Source organism: Deltaproteobacteria bacterium (genome assembly GCA_016874775.1).
Lineage (GTDB): Bacteria > Desulfobacterota > Binatia > Bin18 > Bin18 > VGTJ01.
The window spans coordinates 1-19,529 of record VGTJ01000040.1 but is presented as its reverse complement, the minus strand read 5'-3'; the positions used below and the strand labels follow the sequence as shown (position 1 = coordinate 19,529).

Here is a 19,529-nt window from a genome sequence, read left to right as displayed (position 1 = left end):
TTCAGTAAGACGAAAAAGGGTTGTCTTTTTCCTTACTGACTACTGACAACCGATAACTGAAAACTTATTTCTTCGCCGCACGTGGGTCAACCAACACCCCATAGACCGGTATGGTCAGCACTTTCTCGGTCGGGTGATCCGTGAACACTTGCACCTCGGCTTTGATCTGTCCTGGAACGCTTTCTGGATTAACCTTCAAGGTCAGATTATACTCTTGACCATCTTTTACCGTTGCTAATTCCGCTAGCACAGTAGGGGTCGAACTCTGGGTCCGCACCAGCCGTATGGGATTCGCTGCACGACTCTTGATACTCAAACTATTTTCTTTGGTTTCTCCTTTACGAACGACACCAAATGAGACCTGCGTTGGCGTGACGGTCAGATCCCCTTCAATCTGACCAAAGACGGGAATCGATAACGACGGTCGTTTCTGACTTGTCGTCGCGACATTGATCTCTGTACTTACACGTCCTAACGGCGCATCTTTCTTTAAGGTAACAAGCAGTTTCTTGCCCTTTTTCCCTTGCTTTTCCAACTCTTCGGTTTGCACAGAGATGAGCGGGCTATCGGTTGCAACATTCGTGATCGTAATCGGTTTGCTCGCATCATGCAGTAATTCGATCGTATGAGTCGCGCTTGCCCCACGACGGACTTTGCCGAGGTAGAGCTGCGCAGGATTCGCTTCAACCTCAACAGCAATTTCTCCTTGCATGGTCAGTGTCACCACTGGATTTGCAGGGTCGTTACTGTGAACCGTAATCTGCTTGACCTTTTCGCCGAAAAACTTGCTGGTGTCGAATGTCGCGCTGATTGTCCCTTCACTTCCTGGGGTCGTTACTTCGGAGGAAATGACTGCCGCCGTACACCCACACGATGTTTTGACTGCCTCGATGCGTAAGTCTCGCCCTCCCTGATTAGTGAAGCGAAACAGATGATTGACCTGATCACCTTGCTCGACTTTACCGAAGTCAAAAACAGTCCCTTTGAAGGCAATCTGCGGGGGATTAGCCGTGGCCTGAGGAGCTGTCTGTGCTTGTGCGGCAACGGTCGCCAAAACAGCAAGCACAGAGAACCATGTCAAGAAAGGCAAGAAGGTGGTTCGAACCCAGGCGTTCATTCGCTATCCTCTTCAGGCAACGGCTGCGAGACGTTTCGCCGCCACTGCGGCTGGACGAGTCACCGGACGTACCAAGAATTTATCGAGATAACGAGTGTGCACCTCACCTGCGAGAAATTCAGGATCTTGTAACACTTTTTGGTGCAAAGCGATGTTGGTTTTTATGCCGTGAATCTGGTATTCGTCCAGCGCCACACGCATCCGTTGAATCGCTTCGTCACGTGTTTTGCCGTGCGCGACAACTTTAGCAACCAGCGAATCATAGAACACCGGAATCACGCTATTCTCGGCAACACCAGAATCAACCCGGATCCCTAATCCACCCGGCGCATGATAGCCACGAATTGTTCCTGGCGAAGGTAACATTGTGTTCGGATCTTCTGCAACAACGCGACATTCGACAGCGTGGCCAGAGAAAGTGATGTCACGTTGACGCCACGGCAATTTCTCTCCTGCCGCAGCAAGAATCCCAGCCTGGACAACATCTATGCCGGTCACCATTTCGGTAATCGGATGTTCTACCTGAACGCGAGTGTTCATCTCGATAAAATAGAAGTGACCGTGCTGATCGAGCAGAAACTCGACTGTTCCCACATTGGTATAACCGATCGCTTTGGCAGCATTCACTGCCGCTGCGCCCATCCGTTCGCGTAATCTTTTCGTCAACACAACAGACGGTGTTTCTTCGATGATCTTTTGATAACGACGTTGAATCGAGCACTCACGCTCGCCGAGGTGAATGATATTACGGTGTTGATCGGCAACGATTTGAAACTCGATGTGTCGCGGGTTCTCTAGATATTTTTCGACGTAGAGCGCACCATTGCCAAAGGCCGAGGCGCCTTCTTCTTCGGCAATCGCAAAGACCGAGGCCAGCTCTTCTGGGGTACGAGCGATACGCAAGCCACGCCCACCACCACCAGCCGCAGCTTTCAACAGCACCGGAAAACCAACCTGTGCGGCCACTGCTTGCGCTTCACGGACATCAGTTGTTCCAGAGGATGTCCCAGGAAGGACCGGAACGCCTGCCTTTTCCATGATACGTCGTGCACGCGGCTTGTCACCCATCAGGCGAATGTTGCGTACTCGAGGACCAATAAATGTCAATCCTGAGCGTTGACATGCTTCAGCAAAATCACCGTTCTCTGATAGGAACCCATACCCCGGATGAACAGCGTCAGCACCAAATGACAATGCCGCACTGACAATAACCGGGATATTAAGATAGCTCTCGCGCACCCTGGGCGGACCAATACAAACGCGTTCATCAGCGAGGCGCACATGCAGCGCTTCACGATCTGCAGTTGAGTATATCGCAACAGTAGGAATGCCTAATGCACGACAAGCACGAATAATCCGAACAGCGATTTCACCACGATTGGCAATCAATACTTTTTTGAACACCCGTATACCCCCACTCTGCCCGTTTTTAGAGCGGCTCCAGGAGAAACAGCGGCTGGCCATATTCTACTGGTTTTCCGTTCTCCGCCATGATTTTTATCACTCGACCACGGATCTCGGATTGAATTTCATTCATCATTTTCATTGCTTCAACGATACAGACAACTTCTCCGACCTCAACAACTGAACCTATATCCACATACGGCTTCGCATCAGGTTTAGGAGCACGATAGAATGTCCCAACCATTGGAGAAGGGATTGCTGCGCCACGTTGTAGACTCGCATCAGGCTCAGAGACAGGAGGCACGGCAACCGCTACTGGAGCGTTCGCTATCGGTGGCGCAGGGAAGGGAGGAGCCATATGTGCCTGAGGAGCAGCAACTACTACTGTCGGTTGTTGGTGAGCAACACGGTGGTTTTCACGCACAAGGCGGATTTCACCGGAGGCGTTCTTGATCTCAAGCTCGACCACACCGCGCTCTGCCATCATCTCCATGAGCTTCTTAATCTCTTCGATATCCATAATGACATGGCTACCAGCTCTCGACTCTCAGCTTTCAGCTTTTTTCATTGCTGATCGCTGATTGCTGAAAGCTGTTATGCTGTTTTCTTGATTATTCTCACCGCCGCTTGCAATCCAAGCAGATAGCTGTCCGCACCAAAACCACAGATCTGCCCCACTGCTGCGCGAGCAATGTAGGAGTGGTGACGAAACTCTTCGCGTTTGTAGAGGTTAGAGAGGTGAACTTCGATAACCGGCATATCAACGGCCAGCAATGCATCAAGAATGGCAATACTTGTGTGGGTATATGCACCACCGTTGATTATCAACGCGGCATAGTGACCACGGGCTGATTGGATTTTACTGACTAACTCACCTTCATGGTTGGACTGGAAAGTTTCGACCTCAACCCCTAGTTCTTGTCCCTGACTGGCAAGCAACGCATTAATATCAGCCAGCGTCGTGTGTCCATAAATCTGCGGCTCACGTTGCCCTAACATGTTGAGGTTTGGACCGTGAAGGACCAGTATTCGTGGCAACGCCCCCGCCCCCATGTGCTCTTTCCTAAAATGACAGAGTGAGTGTAAGGCCAAATGGTGGAGGCGTCAAGGCGCGCGACAATCTTAGCGTCAAGAAGAGAACGCACGTTTTATTGAGAAGTTGATTTGAGCATAATCGTATAAGGATTCGGTCTCGTCCCGCTTCTTCTCTCTATTCGATTCTTTCCCCCTTGTGCACGAGAGACAGAGTAATGAAGCGCGCAGGATCAAGAATTCGGGTTGAGTCATTGACGTGACGCCAGTTCTCCGAGTAGCATCTGCGCCGCGGAAAAGCACTTCATCACACGCTCTTCCGCTCAGGTACTACTGTTGGGCCAGGTGCCACGGCTGACTTGTCCAGCAGTGTGATAGCTGGTCTCAATGAATGGATGTAAGTTAAGGAGGACCACATGGCCAAACGTGTTGTGATTATTCCCGGAGACGATGCAGCTCCAGAAGCGATGGCTCCTACTGTCGAAATTCTCAAGAGCTTCAATCTCGATATTACATGGACTGAATTTCCTAGTGGGGAAGAAGGGGTAAAAAAATATGGTTCACGCCAGGCCTTTGATCAGGCGTTGCGTGCAGCCATTGAGCAATCGGACTCCACCCTATTCGGTTCGACGAATGGGACGACTGGTGGGCTCAATCACTTGCGTTGGGGAAAACGCACGTTTGCCAATGTCCGTCCCGCGCGTTGGCGACCAGGGTTTCGCAGCCCACTCAAAAATCCTAACGGTATCGACTTTGCCATTGTGCGCGAAAATCTCGAAGACCTCTACATGGGAGTCGAAGGCGATCTGCAAATGCTGTCTTCACTACAAGTGAATAGCAGAATGACACATAAACCGCTTGACACGACACCGACCGGGAAATTCGCAATCAAAGTGATTACTGAAGAAGGGTCTCGGCGTGTTGCACGCTTCGCCTTTGAACTTGCTCGCAAACGCAAGGCGCAAGGGGGCAAAGGGCTCGTCACCTGTACGAGCAAATACAACATGTTACGCGAAAGCGACGGTCTTTTTCGCCGCATCGCGGAAGAAACTGCCAAGGACTATCCTGACCTCTCGTACAATCAATGGATTGTCGATGACTTTGCACGCCGCATTGTCGCGAGCCCGCAAGAATTCGATGTTGTCGTGATGCCCAACCTTTACGGTGATATTCTTTCTGATGCAGCAGCGGGGACGATTGGTGGGCTGGGACTCGCTCCGAGTGGTTGCTATGGCGAGAACTATGCCTACTTCGAGTCAATCCATGGCACCGCCCCTGATATTGCAGGACGCAACATCATCAATCCCACAGCCACACTGTTGTCTGCCGTCATGATGTTGGACTACCTCGGCTACACCGACGCGTCCGCACGGCTCGATCGTGCGGTCTCGCAGGTCTACGCTGAAGGCAAGACACTGACCTCAGACCAAGGCGGGTCAGCGTCAACTACGGCGTTCTGTGCGGCAGTACGAGAATGCCTGGGAAAGAACCGCTAAGGTAAGGAATATCCAGGGATGGGACGAGTGCCTATCCCTGAGCCTTGCTGCGGGCCTTGGTGATCACCACCACATCCTGACCATTCACCCGAACCATCCGACGATCAGATGTATTCTGCTGGGGAGCTTTGCGGGTACGAGTTTCCCGCCATTGTTTGAGTTGCTTCACTAGTTCGTTTTCGCTCACAGGTCTCCTCCGGCCGGTCGGTTAGACCGCCTTGTTGTTATGCGTCAATAAACGCTTCTAAACTCTTGGCTCGAGAGGGATTGCGCAGTTTCCGCAGCGCTTTAGCTTCGATTTGGCGGATACGTTCGCGCGTGACGGCAAAACGTTGCCCGACCTCTTCCAACGTATAGTCGGTTTTTTCATCGATCCCAAACCGCATCCGTAAGATTTGCTCTTCGCGGGGCGTGAGGGTCGCTAGTACTTTGCGAGTTTGCTCCTCCAGACTCAGAGCCATTGCTGCATCCGCCGGGGACAATGTTTGCCGGTCCTCGACAAAGTCTCCCAGCGAACTTTCTTCATCATCACCAATCGGTGTTTCGAGCGACACCGGTTCTTTTACGATTTTGAGGACCTTACGTACCTTATCGGCAGGTACTTCCATTTGTGTAGCAATTTCTTCTGGCGATGGTTCGCGGCCCAACTGCTGCACCAGATAGCGCGAAGTCCGCAAAACTTTGTTGATCGTCTCAATCATGTGTACGGGAATACGAATCGTCCGTGCTTGATCAGCAATTGCCCGACTCACTGACTGTCGTATCCACCAGGTGGCGTAGGTCGAGAATTTATAGCCACGCTGGTATTCAAATTTCTCTACCGCACGCATGAGGCCGATATTGCCTTCCTGGATAAGATCCAAGAAACCGAGGCCACGATTGACGTAGCGTTTAGCAATACTCACAACGAGACGGAGGTTGGCCTCAATAAGGCGTCGTTTTCCCTCCTGAGCTTGATATTCTCCGCGGGCAATAATCTGCAAGGAACGGCGCAGGTCTTCATAACTGGTGCCCAGTTCACTTTCGATTCTACTCATTTCCTTGCGAACATCCTGAATAGTTGTGCTGGCATCGACCATTCGTTGCGATTGGGTTTTGCCGAGTTCTGTCGCAAGGGTGGTTGCACGACGGCCACCAGCTTTGAGCGTACGTGCGAGAGCAATGATATCTGGAGATTTGCGGCGGAAGTGTTCTTCCTGATCTTGAATCAGCCGTTGCTGATGAGCGAGTGAGAAACCGAATTCTTTGAGTTTCTCAACAATGGTCGTGATATGACGACGACCTAAGGGGAGGCTACTGATCGCCGCTTCGACTTTATGACGGATATCAACGAGCCGCTTTCCAGCTTTTTCTTTATCTTTCAACGTTTGCCGTTTATGGATCTGCTCTTCTGCCATTCCCCATTCACGAGCAAACCGTTTGAGTGGGACCATGCGGCTGAGAAAGAGTTCAACTCTATGGTCTTCTTTCTCTTCTGTGGTCTCCGTTACCTCTTCTTCTTCATCGCCGAATACGTGCCGCGCCTCAATTTCTCCTTGCTTCAGCCGGTCACCAAGAGAAATGACATACCTGAGCGCCAGCGGTACAGAAAAGACTTCTCGTCGGACTTGGGCCTCCCCGGCCTCAATCTCTTTGGCAATAGCGACCTCTTCCTCACGGCTCAGTAGAGGAATATTGCCCATCTCTTGTAAATACATGCGGACAGGATCAGAGGTATCCCCGATCGTGGGCTCTTCTGGGGTTGCAACTTCTTCTTCCCACTCTTCTTCTTCCCGCTTGGGCAGATCAATACCCAAGGTACTTTCATCTTCCATGACATCAACAGGTTCGATACCCATCTCTTCAAAAATGGAGATCACACCATCGATTTCTTCGGTAGGTGAAACTTCAGTGGATAGGGGATGAGCAGACTCTGAGGTTCCCAGAAGTCCTTTGTCTGAGGAACGCGGAGCAACCTCGATTCTTTTTTCTTTCCCTTTTTTCATAAAAGGTTATGCCCTCTCGCGCACTGGGTGTGCGTGGGTAAAGATCTCCCCTTCCCCCTTGTGTCGAGAGAAGAAAGAAGTACAGCGGTGGCCACAAACATTCGTACGCAAGCTTTTTACTGTGCGATTAGGAAGGTTTTCTCCAGAAGTCTGGTCTCGACCGGAGAACAAAAGTCTCCCTGATTCTAGGTCCGAGATAGATTACAGTCAAGAGAGCAGGCAAACATTTCCTTAATTAAGGACTGAGAACGTGGATTGCTCTGCCGCTCTTCTCCTTTTTCCTTTTTTGCTTGTGTAGGAACAATCGGCAGATGTTTCCCTTTCTTGACCAATCTGGGAGCCACTCCTTCAACTCAGGGTTCCTTTGACCGCCATCGCTGCACCTATCGCGGTCGCGTATTCAGCATAAGGCGGTACAATCACTCTTTCTCGACGCCGAGGTTGCATCGCTTCAAAACGGTCGCGAAGGGGTTTCACTCGCGTTAATTTGCCAGTGAGCACGATTTCTTGATGTTGACGCGATCGAGCAGCCATCAAGCTCAGGGTAAATGTCACCTCAGCTACCATATTCATCAAAGCGAGTGCCTTATCAGCTTGGGTGGGATCAGAGCGGACTTTGCCAAAGTTGCTGGCGGTCGCCGCTGCGGGAACAATCCCAACCGGGCCGCCAGCAATATCTCCCACGGTGAGGTCGACTCGGCTCAAATCACCATGTGTCGCAAGCTGTTCAAGCGTATCAAGACGCGACACCCCCAGTAGATGGCGCGCAAGTCCTAGTAATGTGCCTCCACCTATTCCGGTTCCACCGACATGTTCAATGTTTTCCTGACGAACCGAGACCAGGGCGGTTCCAGTTCCCAATGACACAACCAAGGCTTCGGTTTTCTCTGCTAACGTACTTCCACCAACACCAATCGCAGTGATCTCAGGAACACTCACCACCGGCACGCCAAATAACTGATCTTGCAGGCACCGCGCACCACCTCCACTCGCCGCGATAGCACGAATATTCGACAAGCTCCCTCCTGCCGTACTGAGAAGTTTCCCCAAGGCTCCAGCAGCAGCAGCAAGTGGGTCGCCAGTCTCAATCGTTACGACAACAATCTCGCCCCCATCCAGTAACACCGCATCCGTCGTTGAACCACCAATGTCTATACCAACAATCATGGAACCATCCTTACTGGGGATTCGCCCCTGGCAGGTCTCGTCGATACACTGCAACTTGTTGTTTTCTCTCAGGATTATAATCTTGCCATTTTTCTTCTGTGACTTCGTCAGGGGCAACACGACGAAAGCCGTGCCGCTCGAAAAGCCGCTGTGCACCCTCTTGAGTCGTACAAGCGAAAATGTAGCTCAAGTGTTGCTGTTCCCCCTCGGCAACCATTTGATCAACGAGCCGTCCGCCAATCCCTTCGCCCTGATAGCGGGTTATCGTTGAAAGGCCAACAATCTCTGCCGTACACGATTCGGGATACGGCAGTAACGCACAGAAGCCAGCCAACTCGCCGGGTGCGGGACCAACCCGTGCACCATAGCCATGTAATAACAACAGGGTCGTTTCCTGCGGCGATCGTGGTTTGAGATACCCGTCTCGCTCGCCACGTTGCAGGAGTTGCTCAACTTCACGAAAATCATCGATGCCCAATTTCTCCACTTGACAATAGTCTGTCAAGGTAAACAGCGTGCCGTCCCCTTCATAGGTAAACAGCTCGCGTCCAAGTCCAGTCAACGGACAGAGCGTCACTGAGGACGTCCCCCCTTCTAGCACTTTGCAGATCGCTTCCAGAAGTGGACGGCGGCTGCCAAGGCCAGCCCATTCGGCTTCACCAGGGCGCAACAATTCTCGCAACACTGCGCCAGTCATAAACGAGAGGGATTTTCCACCTGTGGATATTCCTCCAGCTGCGTCGAGAAACACCACCTTATAGACCCGCAGACTGACCGCGATCCGCTGCGCCACCGTGACGAGTGGCACAGCGCTATCAGGAGGCCAGAGGGCGATACAGACTTCACTGCCGCGGAGGACCGTCCAGATCGGCACCAGCACGTCGTCCTCAGTACCATCAGTAGGTAAAACAACGAGTGATGGTGAGGGCACTTTTGCAACCCGAGCTAAGTATTTATACAACGATCGTACCCGCCGCTGTTCACTCTCTGTTTCTGCCGCTTCAATGAGGAACAGTAGTTGCGTCTCATTTTTGAGAAGCGTTTCAAACACCTCAAGTGCGGCATTCCCATCAGTTTCAGAGGACAAGTCTGACGCACGAAGCACAAGCAGGAGGCTCTTCTCGTGGAATTCGTCGAGATAAAAGTCTTTTTCAGCAAAAGATAGGGTAGAGATTTTTCTTCGTCTCATTGTCCTTTGCCACCGAAGGAAGAAGACTGCGGTAGCTCGGCGGCAACAACGTTGCGCTCTGCATCCCCCCAGGGAACAGTCGTCACTGCACCAGAACGGATATCAACAATAACAATCTCTTGCACTGGCCGTTGCGTGAGTCGTTCAAGCACAAATGCGTGCAGCAATGGAAGCGTATTGTTTCGCCCTGACATCGATTGCGTAGGCGTCACCGCAGCAGTGTCAAAAGCGAAAAACCCAACAACCCAGGCATGAGAGGAAAAAAATGCGAGGTCAATTGTTCCGTTCCATAGATTCCCTTCGTGATGGAACGTAAACGGCAATCCCACCCAACGGTCTTGAGCCTCAGAAGCCCGAGTCAACAGGTCCGTGGAGTACAGACGCGTAAGCACCTGCTCAAGCTGTGCGTGCGCTGCGTCCGTCCTCGCTATCGTTCGTGAAATTTCATGCCTGCTTTTTTCTGGATGCGCGAACATCTCTCGCAGACATTTCCATAAGGTACGTTGGAGCGCTGAAATCGAAGGAACATCTTCTCGCTGGCTCTCATCATCGGCAGACCAACGTTGCGAACGATTTCTCAACACCGAGGCTACTCCATGCCCAGCGTGCTCATTGCCCTCTTGCAGAGTAGTCTGTCGCTCAACCCGCCAACGCTCGTACGCACGTAGCGACGCGGGACTTGGTGGCACGCTCGTGATCATAGGAGGCGGCGGAAACGATGGCACCACGTTTTCGATCTGAGCTGGGTCAATATGATAGGTATACACGTGCGCTGTTCCACCTAGAGAAAAGGCTTTTCCAGGCTCTACTTCAGGGGCCTCAATATCCTTAGGCTCTGCTTGTTCACCAATTGCACTCGCTTCCTGCTCAACGTCCGGCCAGATCGGCATCAAAAGGTGATCACGGACCCGCGCAGCTGCCACATATCGTAAGCGCCATTCTTCGGCTACCTCACGTTCCTGCTCGCGTGACTCCGCCTTCTGCCACCCTCGTGTACTACATGTCAAGATCTGGGGACCAATACGGATTTCCAAGGTTCCGCTCAGTCGGTCGACAATACCGGTCTTGCCGATACGCCTAGGGCTTGGACGGTCAGCCATGTCCGCCAGGATGACAACCGGAAACTCCAGTCCTTTGGCTTTGTGAACCGTCAATAGCCGCACGGCATTATCATCTGCCTCAGCAAGCGCAGCCTCCTCTTCTTCACCCACCATATCCTGTTGAGCAAGAAACCGGTTGAACGCAGATAAGGTTTGTACTCCTCGCGGCACTAATGCATGAGCAATATCGATCAGTTTGAGAAGGTTCGCTACCCGTTGCGCACCGTGTGGTCGTATCGCGAAGAGAGGGATCAGATGAGTAGTGTTGTAGAGACGGTACAGTAACGCGGCTGGGCTAAGGTCGATCGCATCACGATATAGCGTTCGTAAAGTTGCAAAGGCTGCCGCGAACCTATCTGCGGAAGGAAGGGCACCTGGCACGATAGGATGTAAGGCATCAAATTTCCCGCCATCGCTTACAAACTGCGTGAGTTCCTCATCGCTAAAGCCGAATATACTGGAACGTAACACCGCGACGAGCAGAGACGAATCAGTTGGACGCTCAATCGCCAAGAGCAATACACGAAGGTCTTCAATTTCGTGCCGACTGGTGTACCGTCGTCCACCCAGTACTCGATACGGGATACCAGCGTTGGCAAAGGCCTCTTCGTAGGCTTCCACCGCTCGATAGGTACGAAAGAGCACTGCCACATCACGATACTCTTTTGCCGTATCTCCCCACACTGTCAACGATCCATAGGTCACAGCTTGTTTTAACATTGCCGCGATCGTACGTGCTTCAGCACGGCGCAAATCATCGCGTGTTGCTCGCGTCGGTAGAATCACAGCTGGAATCGGCACAGCGATGAGTTCCCGTCCAGTCGATTCTCGTCGCGTCGCCACCAATGGCTGGTACGTCAGTTGATCACTCGGAGTTTCTGCAAACGCCGGGGCAAACGTCTCATTCATCCACCCCAGTACTGGAGCACGCGTGCGAAAATTGTCGGCTAGAATAAGTACTTCACCTTGCCGCGCGATAGCAGTACGCACTTGCGTGTACACTTCTAGATCTGCCCGACGAAATCGATAGATCGACTGCTGAGGATCGCCGACCAGGAACAACTTTCCCGGTCGTAGTGCCACCTCCGTCCATTCTCCAGCTCGTGATTCTTGCTCAGCAAGGAAAAAAACAATTTCTGCTTGCAAGGGATCGGTATCTTGGAACTCATCAACTAAGAGACAATCGAAACGCCGTTGAAAATAACGGCGAACTTCAAGATTCGTTTTGAGCAGATTCCGGGTGACGAGCAGCAGATCAGTAAAATCGAGTTGGCTCTGCTCGCGTTTCTTGTCGGTATACGCCTGGACATATCCATCTAACCACTGCACCAACGCGACAGAAAGATTATGGAACCAACTGGCACGAGCTTCTGTATACACCTCAGCGATCTGGCGAAACACCGTACGTACGCCATCAAGAGCAGTAGCTGGTCGCCAATTGGCTTTACTCCCGATGGTCACGCCAGCAACAATGTCTCGTGGTTCACACAGAACAAACTGTTCCCAGGCAATCTCGTCATCAACTTTTGGCATCAACATTTCCAACCGCTGCATGTGTGTAAGAGCACGGTCAGTGGCAGTGCGACATGCAGACTTGAGCGTGTTGAGTTGAGCGAGGAGTTGAGGAATCTGCGTTTGTAGGGCAGTCACCGGCGATAGCACAGGAGTAGGAAGCAAGGACAAACAATCTCGTTGTTCGAGGACAAAGTCACGAAGATCATCCAGATGGGCGAAGCGTAACCCTGCGCGTAACGCTTGCTTCAGCACCGTTGGGCTGCGATCCATCTCTTGAGTCAACCATTCTCGCCATACCGCAGTTTGTACTAAGTGGGCTTCAAATTGACTTAACGTGGAGAACTGCGGATCAACACAGGCTTCAACTGGACGCTCACGGAGTAACGCGGCACAGAAGGCATGGACCGTCGAGATCTGTGCGCGTTCGAGTTGCCAACGTGCATTACGCAAGTTCGTCCGTTCTTCGTCGGTCAACGGTCCTGCTAACGCTATTTCCAATTCTGTTCGTAGCCGAACGCGAATTTCCGCGGCAGCCCGGTCGCTGAAAGTAATGGCGGCAAGGCGATCTGCTCGGCTTCGCCCGCTACGCAATACTGCTAATAAACGAGAAAGCAGGACGGTCGTTTTTCCGGTGCCGGCCCCCGCTTCAACCAAAAACGTCGTGGCAAACTCGCTGGCCGCTCGTTGTCGCGTCTCGACGTCAGTACGAACATCATCACTCATGGTGTACTTCTCACTTGATCCAGCAGAGCGAAACGAGTGTCGTCGTGTTTACGAGCAGTATGAAGTTCTGCGTGAGCACCACAAATGAACGGAAACGGACATGGACGACACGAGTCAGGCGTGTGAGGAAAGCAACCAGAGCGAATACCGCGAGTAATGGACCCAACCAGGGCTTTGAGTCCTGTCAGATCATCAGCCCAGGTCTCGGAAGAGAAGGTCGCCGTTTTCTCTTTGCGTACAGACGGTCTGAGAGACAGGTATTCGGCTCCTACCCAGTCGAGATCAGGCCGTAGCTGTTGCGAGGCAAACAGGTACAAAGGGAGTTGGAGTGCCGTCCCACCGGCGAAACGCCCGCGAACGGGCTTGCCACTTTTGTAATCAAGAATCCGTGCGCGTTGCCCATCGGAGGTCACATCAATACGATCGATACGCCCGTGAAAATACAGTGGTGCCGCATCGTCTCCGCTCACAGACACAAGTCGAGCAGGGAAGAACCGATTCTCTGGGTTCGCTGAGTTCACCTTCTCGCGCCCAAAAGGAATTTCGAATGCCACTGGCACAAACGTATCATCACGGTCGAGTTCCCCTTGCAGCAAAGACATCAGTTGGGTTCGTATCCGTTCCTGTTCCATTTCCCACAACAACGGCAGGCCTGTAACCTTGGTTCGAGCGAAAGTCGCACAGTGTGCAGTTGCAACTTCCATCATTAACTGTCGAAGCGTGTCCCATTCTTCGCGCCGGACCGGTAGACGCTGTTCTCGCTGTAAACGCGAGAAAAACTCGTACAGAATCGAGTGCAGCAAGAGTCCACGATCGCGCGGGTGAATCGTCAGCAGTTTTTCTGGATCATCTTGCTCCGCTAGCCCTAAGACGGAAGTAAGAAAATAACGAAACGGGCACCGGGCATAGGTTTCCAACATACTAGCGGAAAACAGCATCCGTTCCGGAAACAGATGTGTATGCAACTTGGCAATAGTCGCGTCCGTTGTCAGCATGCCATCGTATGCAGTCAAATGCGGGACATCCCAACGTTGATGGATGGCGGTCAGCGCTGAGGAGAAAAACGGGGTTGTTTCCGGCAGGTATCCCAACACGGTCGGATTGCTGGTTTCCTGGGCACGCGCCACATTCGCCCAATGAAATTCAACCGTATCGAGCGCTGCCGACGGCGGACCGTTCCACACCGGCGACAGTGGTACATGAACACTGACGTCTGTGAGGTCAGCGAAGGACGCCGGTTGTCCACTCAGTGCCTCCACAACCCGAAGGAGATAGGTGGAAGGAACTTGCATACGCCCACTCGCTTGATCTTGTCGAGCGTACGTGAAAACGAGATACTCAGTCGCACTCTGTACGGCGAAAGCAAAAGCAAGGCGGTCTTCTTCGACAATACGATTTCGTTGGCGTAAATCGCAGAGTAATACCTCGCTAAGATGTTGACGTTCGCTGTCGAAAAGCAAAGGGTCCTGACGAACCGCTTGCGGGAATTGCCCTTCGACCATTCCCGCAATAATCACCGCGCGAAATTGCATTCCCGGCGCAGACGCGAGGTCGCTGACAAATACTCTATTTGTCTCCTCATCGCTCGCGCTCATCGCTGGAGTTGCAGTCAAAGCATCGGTTACGATCCGTCCCCATTCGCGGAGAGTGAGAGCCTCCTCCAATACATTGAGCTGCTCCAGCCGTGCAAACAGCGCCATCACCTGTTCGCTATGCTGAGATGGAGAGACATAGCGCACCAACAGGGTACGAAAGAGGTCATCCCACCCCTGCCAACTGTTCACCCGCGCCAGGTGCTCGGTATCAGCAAGAAAGCGGTCCATGAACTCCATACAGGCTCCGATCACGAGAAGATCGGTCGATGCTGGTGGAGTTGTCTCGCTATCATCCACAATGTTACGAGCGTGAAGCTGCGCGAGTCGTGTCCGCCACTCATCTGCGCCTCTGGCAATTCCAGCCGCTTGCGACAGGGCATCCCAACGCGCAAGTTGCGCATACGCTGCCGATTCTCCCAAGAACTCGGTAAACGGTGGACGTGCAACACTGAGAAACTCAAGCATCCGAGTCCGGGAATAGTCCTCGACTAAGACTTGCCACAGGAGTGTCACACTCTGACCGGCTCGTGTTTGCAAGAGAGAAGGGCCTTTGGAGAAAACGCATGGGATATCGAACGCTGCCAGAGATTCATACAACAGCGGGCCGTAGGTTGTGAAACTCGGGATGAATACGGCAATGTCGTCAAAGCGCAGGTGTCGCTCACGGACCAGCGTAAAGATGACCCGGGCAATCTCTCGTACCTCGCGACTCATTGTGGGCACAGAGAGTATCGCGACCGAATGGTCAGGCTTTTGCGGTGTCTCGCTTGTGACAAAAAAGACTGGGGCAAATAATTGCGTTTGCAGCCGCTGCAAACTTGTCTCGGTGGCGGTCTGAGAATCCAGTTCTCCGCGTTGGAATCCGCGACTCATGAACCACCCGAGTGCAGCGGTCGCAGCCTCGTAGGCAGGCCCTGGACGCCAGGGAAAAAAGACCACGGTATCGCGAGCCCGTACCGCCATATCGATGACGTGTTGTTGCAAGGGAGAAACATCGCTGAAGCCATAGATGAAAAACGGTGTGTGCTCATGATACTCATTGAAACGCCGCGCCGCTCGCTCCAGCATATCCGCCTCATCATAGAGATGGTGTCCCGTTAAGAATTGTTCATACTGTGTATACACCTCGTGCAGGCTCTCAATACGATGTTGGTACACTCCCGTGAGGTGTACTTGCCCAAGGAACGTTTGCAGCCCGTGCGGTGCAATACGCGCATGCTTGAATTCTTGCAATGTCGTTACGACATGACGAAGAAACCCAGGATGAGAAGCAAGGCCAGCAAAGTAGTTTCGTGGGCCGGTCTCCATGAGCAGTTGTTTCACGACCAGCGGCGCGGCTAACGGAGACAGCGGTCGCCTCCCCTCTTGAAGAAAAGTCGGCTCCGTGGTTTCTTTGATGAAATCACCGAGAGTGACTATTTGCAACCCGAGGTATCCCTCTCTTGCTTGTGCGATCGCGCACTGAAGAGAGGCGGCAAGGAACTGGTGGGGAACGAGGATCGTGACCGGTAGGAGTGGCTCCACGGTCTTCAGCGTCTGCACTGCCGTGACCAACGCATTCTGTAGTACGCTAAATGAGTCACTCACAAAGAGACGTTGTTGCGGCATACGTCTGTGCCTAGAGGTTTCTCAACCAATTAGCAATAACCTCACGGAACCGAATCCCATAACTTTCCCACAGTTCTCCCACAACTTCTCACCTATTTTGCTCGTCTTCTCTTTGCATGAACACACGCCTGCAAAGAAGACACACGAAGGACGACAAGATTCGTGCTCCGCCTCAGAACAACTGGCGACTTCTGCACTGGACAAAAAGAGCAATCACCAACCCACAACTCAATTCATAAAAAAGGAAGAACTCATCATGAAATACACATTCTCTATTGGCTTTCGTCGTTGGCTCCTCACGAGTACTCTCGCTTTCGGCATCAGCGCTTTCGCTGCCGTGCAGACACCAGCGTTTGCCCAAGTCATTCCCGGAGACCCCGACCACCTCAAGTGTTACGAAGTGGTCAAGGACCAGAACCAACTTGACACAAAAGAGGTGGATCTCGTCAATAAATTCGGCTTGGAACCAGGATGCGATGTCACCACGAAAGCGCGGCTCTTGTGCACACCGGTCAGAAAGTTTGTCGAAGGTGGAAACGGCAATGATCCACGGGGTACGGCCCTGAACACCGACTTCACTTGCTACAACGTGCAGTGCCCACCAAATCCTTTGAAAAGACTAGAGATCGACGATCAGTTCGGCAATCGCGACATCGGAATCATGAACGCGCGGATGTTGTGCACCCCAACAGTGTCGGAAGAGGTCCACGACTAGGCTCCCTCTCGGGACAACGTCACCAGCGTTGTCCCGAGTTCCACGTCCAACATGACCACCACAAGGCGAGAGACAATGATCCTCAAGAAAACACCGCAGCTCTTTTCCGTTGCTGCAACACAATTCGCCGCGACACTACAGATACCGTACCCTCTGGCCTAAATCGATCCACGTGACATTGGCACACCAGCGACTAAACTCGCTTATGCTGAGCCTGGTCCGCAGGACGAAGGCGAAACATGCACAAACCCAGATCCGCCGCCCTTCGACTTCCTCTTCGACTCCGCTGACGCTACGCTCAGAGTACGCTCAGGCCGAGCGGGAGGTGTCCCCTAGTGAGTGACGAAGTGTACGAATCTTCTGTGGTCCAATTTGGCCGCAGGAGACGACTATGTGATTGTTCGTGTTGTTGCGGCAACTTCATCGGGAGTCGTCATTACCGATTGGATTCCATTACGTGGCATCGCCCATGTCAACTGAGCAAAACTGCGCTACTTGTGTGTAGTATGGGCGGCCATGCGGCTGCCTGTGTACTCTTCAGGTTAATGCTCACACTTCCGCAACCACCCTTCGTCCACCCATCTCTCGTGCCAATTGCTCTCGAAGCGAGAAAATGCGGGAATAGACCTTCGCGGCCGTGGTATTGAGCAGTCGAGCAATATCTTTATAGGAAGTTGTCAGTTTGTACGTCCGCAGCTCCTCGACGAGCCGTTCACGCTGGCGAATGCGTTTGGCAAGTGCATTTTCCAAAGCATCACGCTGCGCCAAGAGCGAGGTCGAATCAACGACGGTTTCCATGGTCGAAAGCAACGCAATCTGCTTCTGCATGGTGTGCAACTCATTTTGTCGGAGGACGATCCATCCCCACACCGAGTCCAGTTCATCGCACAGTTGGGCAACCTTCTCATCTTTCCGTCTGAGTTGGCCGTGGATGTCGGTCAGTAACGCGCGCGTCTCCTCAACCGTTCGACCTGAGAGGCGGGCGAGTAAGCAGACATCCTCAGGGCTCAAAGGAGTCTCAAGGAGAAATAACAGCTTGAGATAGAGACGTTCTTCTGGAACCAGGAATTGCAAGGGAGCAGGCATTGCGTGCGTACAGGTTGGCTCACTGCTTGCGGGGTCAAGCACAACAGAGCCAGGGAGAATATCTTCTAGGGTCACAGTATCATCATCGGTATTCCGTATTGGGGTTTGCAACGAGATCGTCTCAACTTCCTTACGAGTCCGCCGCCACTCCAAGAACAAGTGTTTCAATACATAATGAGATAAGAACGTACGAAACTGAATCCCTTTACGGCCTTCAAAGGTCTTGAGGCGTGAAAAGATCCGGTCGCGCTCGAAAACGTACAAGTAGAAGTCACCTGCCTCTTCGATTGGGCTCCCGTAGATTTTGACGGGGAAGTTGTAGATGTCCTCACCATATTTTTCTTGAAACTGCAGCCGGGCAGTTGGGTCACCCGCAGCACATGCGCTGAGGAACTCCCGAAGATCGCTATAGTCTTGGCGCACGAATAACACCCCTTCCTGAGAAGCGAGATTGCTCATAGGTCTTTCTCTTGTCGTTGGTGAATTGCCGTGATTCCGGCTCTCTCGTGTTAGAAAGGAGCAATTCCCGGACCATGCGTCCAGAAGATGTCACCAGTAGCGGGAGCAAGCCTGCCTTTCGATCGTCGCTGAAGTTCCGATTAGCGGCAGCAGAAAAACTCTTGAGAAATCAAGCCTATAACCGAAACGGAGAACAAACTGCGACTTTCCTCAGTCCACGGAACGCAACTCCGCCAACAGGGTTTTCGCCTCACGAAGATCAGGGGTGTCAAATCCTTCGACAAACCAACTGTAAACTTTCGATAACATGAGGAACGCTTCGTTTTGCGGCGTGCGTGCTGCGTCGTGTGCTCTTTGTTGTTGCCAGAGACGAGCAAGGCTCATAGTTGCACGCAACTCCAGAGATTTCGCTTGCTGCTGACGCGCAGTGTCGATGGCTTTGCGGAAGCATTCCTCTGCCTCCCGCACTCTCTCCACCTGGGGGCTAGGTGTTAGGGGCTGGTGACTAGGGATTTTGGACTCCGCATTCCGCATTCCGCACTGTCTGAGTATGAGTTCTCCTTGTAATCGATACAACTCCGGCGCAAACGTCCGTTCCTCTGTTCGCTCTACTGTACCCCACGCATCATCAAGCGCGTGCAGCGCCGATTCGATCTGACCGGTTTCTCGATGGGCATCAGCCAGCAATAATTGATACGCCACTTCACCGATACCAATCCCTGTCGCGCGTTGTTGCTTCAGGCCGCTCTGAATCAGCGCAAGACCTTCAGCGTGTTTCCCTAGCATCACTAAGGCCCATCCCTGTAGTGACATCCCCATTGTCGCGAGATGCACGAAGCCACACTCACGAGCAAAAATGCGTGCGGATTCAGCGTGAGCCGCGACTGCGGGAAAGTCACGGCAACATAGGGACAATGTTGCAACCAAATTTGCGGTTAGCGCTCGGCTGTAGGGAAATCCGGCCTCTTCAGTGATAGCTAATGCTTGCTGGCTACGCACGTGTGCTTGCTCGGGATATCCCATGATCCACAACAAGACCGCGAGATGAGCAAGCGCACTTGCACGTGGATCTTGTCCCGCGAGAAGAACTTTTGCTTGTGGCAGTTGGGGGTTGTATAAGGCGAAACTCTGCTCAAGATGTAGGCGGGCATTCTCGAACTCACCCAAATGAAATAACGGAGTACCGAGTCCTAAGGCGAATTCTGGAAAAGAAAATCCCCCTATATCAGTCAGGAGTAGCGGGGCGGATGAAGATGTCCCACTTGGGCAACTTGGGATGACGCTCCAGTCGCGCTTCGACCGTCCGCATGGCTGTCTTGTTCAGGGTAATGCCGCGCA

13 protein-coding genes are annotated in these 19,529 nt (G+C 52.5%); 2 read left to right on the top strand and 11 right to left on the bottom strand.

The window, feature by feature from the left end:
* Positions 1-64: 64 nt before the first annotated feature.
* The 4 genes from FJ147_09090 to aroQ all read right to left on the bottom strand — a co-directional run bounded on the left by FJ147_09090 (position 65) and on the right by aroQ (position 3,559).
* The gene (locus FJ147_09090; GenBank protein ID MBM4256038.1) at positions 65-1,117 is read right to left on the bottom strand and encodes a DUF1573 domain-containing protein; all 1,053 of its coding nucleotides are present in this window, start codon (positions 1,115-1,117) and stop codon (positions 65-67) included.
* Between the two features lie 12 nt (positions 1,118-1,129).
* Entirely contained in the window at positions 1,130-2,527 is a 1,398-nt protein-coding gene (gene accC, locus FJ147_09085; GenBank protein ID MBM4256037.1) for an acetyl-CoA carboxylase biotin carboxylase subunit, read from the bottom strand.
* A 19-nt stretch (positions 2,528-2,546) separates the two neighbouring features.
* Positions 2,547-3,041: an acetyl-CoA carboxylase biotin carboxyl carrier protein gene (locus FJ147_09080; protein MBM4256036.1), complete on the bottom strand. Its 495-nt coding sequence runs from the start codon at positions 3,039-3,041 to the stop codon at positions 2,547-2,549.
* 74 nt (positions 3,042-3,115) lie between these two features.
* Positions 3,116-3,559, bottom strand: a complete 444-nt coding sequence (aroQ, locus tag FJ147_09075; protein ID MBM4256035.1) for a type II 3-dehydroquinate dehydratase — start codon at positions 3,557-3,559, stop codon at positions 3,116-3,118.
* Between the two features lie 410 nt (positions 3,560-3,969).
* On the opposite strand from aroQ, the gene FJ147_09070 reads away from it, so the two are divergent.
* Entirely contained in the window at positions 3,970-5,049 is a 1,080-nt protein-coding gene (locus FJ147_09070; GenBank protein MBM4256034.1) for an isocitrate/isopropylmalate dehydrogenase family protein, read from the top strand.
* Positions 5,050-5,273: 224 nt separating this feature from the next.
* Here the strand turns inward: FJ147_09070 and rpoD are convergent, their stop codons facing one another.
* The 5 genes from rpoD to FJ147_09045 all read right to left on the bottom strand — a co-directional run bounded on the left by rpoD (position 5,274) and on the right by FJ147_09045 (position 15,931).
* Positions 5,274-7,034, bottom strand: a complete 1,761-nt coding sequence (gene rpoD / locus FJ147_09065) for an RNA polymerase sigma factor RpoD (protein MBM4256033.1) — start codon at positions 7,032-7,034, stop codon at positions 5,274-5,276.
* 348 nt (positions 7,035-7,382) lie between these two features.
* Complete coding sequence (locus tag FJ147_09060) at positions 7,383-8,201, bottom strand: pantothenate kinase (protein MBM4256032.1); 819 nt, start codon at positions 8,199-8,201, stop codon at positions 7,383-7,385.
* Between the two features lie 10 nt (positions 8,202-8,211).
* On the bottom strand, positions 8,212-9,390 hold the full coding sequence (locus FJ147_09055; GenBank protein ID MBM4256031.1) for a GNAT family N-acetyltransferase: 1,179 nt from the start codon (positions 9,388-9,390) through the stop codon (positions 8,212-8,214).
* Entirely contained in the window at positions 9,387-12,728 is a 3,342-nt protein-coding gene (locus FJ147_09050; protein ID MBM4256030.1) for a hypothetical protein, read from the bottom strand. Before FJ147_09050 ends, FJ147_09055 begins: the two co-directional genes overlap by 4 nt.
* Positions 12,725-15,931, bottom strand: coding sequence for a hypothetical protein (locus FJ147_09045; protein MBM4256029.1), 3,207 nt, complete (start codon positions 15,929-15,931; stop codon positions 12,725-12,727). The genes FJ147_09050 and FJ147_09045 overlap by 4 nt, the downstream gene beginning before the upstream one ends.
* 256 nt (positions 15,932-16,187) lie before the next feature.
* Here FJ147_09045 and FJ147_09040 point away from each other — a divergent pair, with 256 nt between their 5' ends.
* Positions 16,188-16,646 carry a hypothetical protein gene (locus tag FJ147_09040; protein MBM4256028.1) on the top strand — a complete coding sequence of 153 codons (459 nt, stop codon included), beginning with the start codon at positions 16,188-16,190 and terminating at the stop codon, positions 16,644-16,646.
* Positions 16,647-17,195: 549 nt separating this feature from the next.
* Here the strand turns inward: FJ147_09040 and FJ147_09035 are convergent.
* Complete coding sequence (locus FJ147_09035; GenBank protein MBM4256027.1) at positions 17,196-18,191, bottom strand: sigma-70 family RNA polymerase sigma factor; 996 nt, start codon at positions 18,189-18,191, stop codon at positions 17,196-17,198.
* A gap of 210 nt (positions 18,192-18,401) precedes the next feature.
* Positions 18,402-19,358, bottom strand: coding sequence for a hypothetical protein (locus FJ147_09030; protein ID MBM4256026.1), 957 nt, complete (start codon positions 19,356-19,358; stop codon positions 18,402-18,404).
* Positions 19,359-19,529 lie beyond the last annotated feature (171 nt).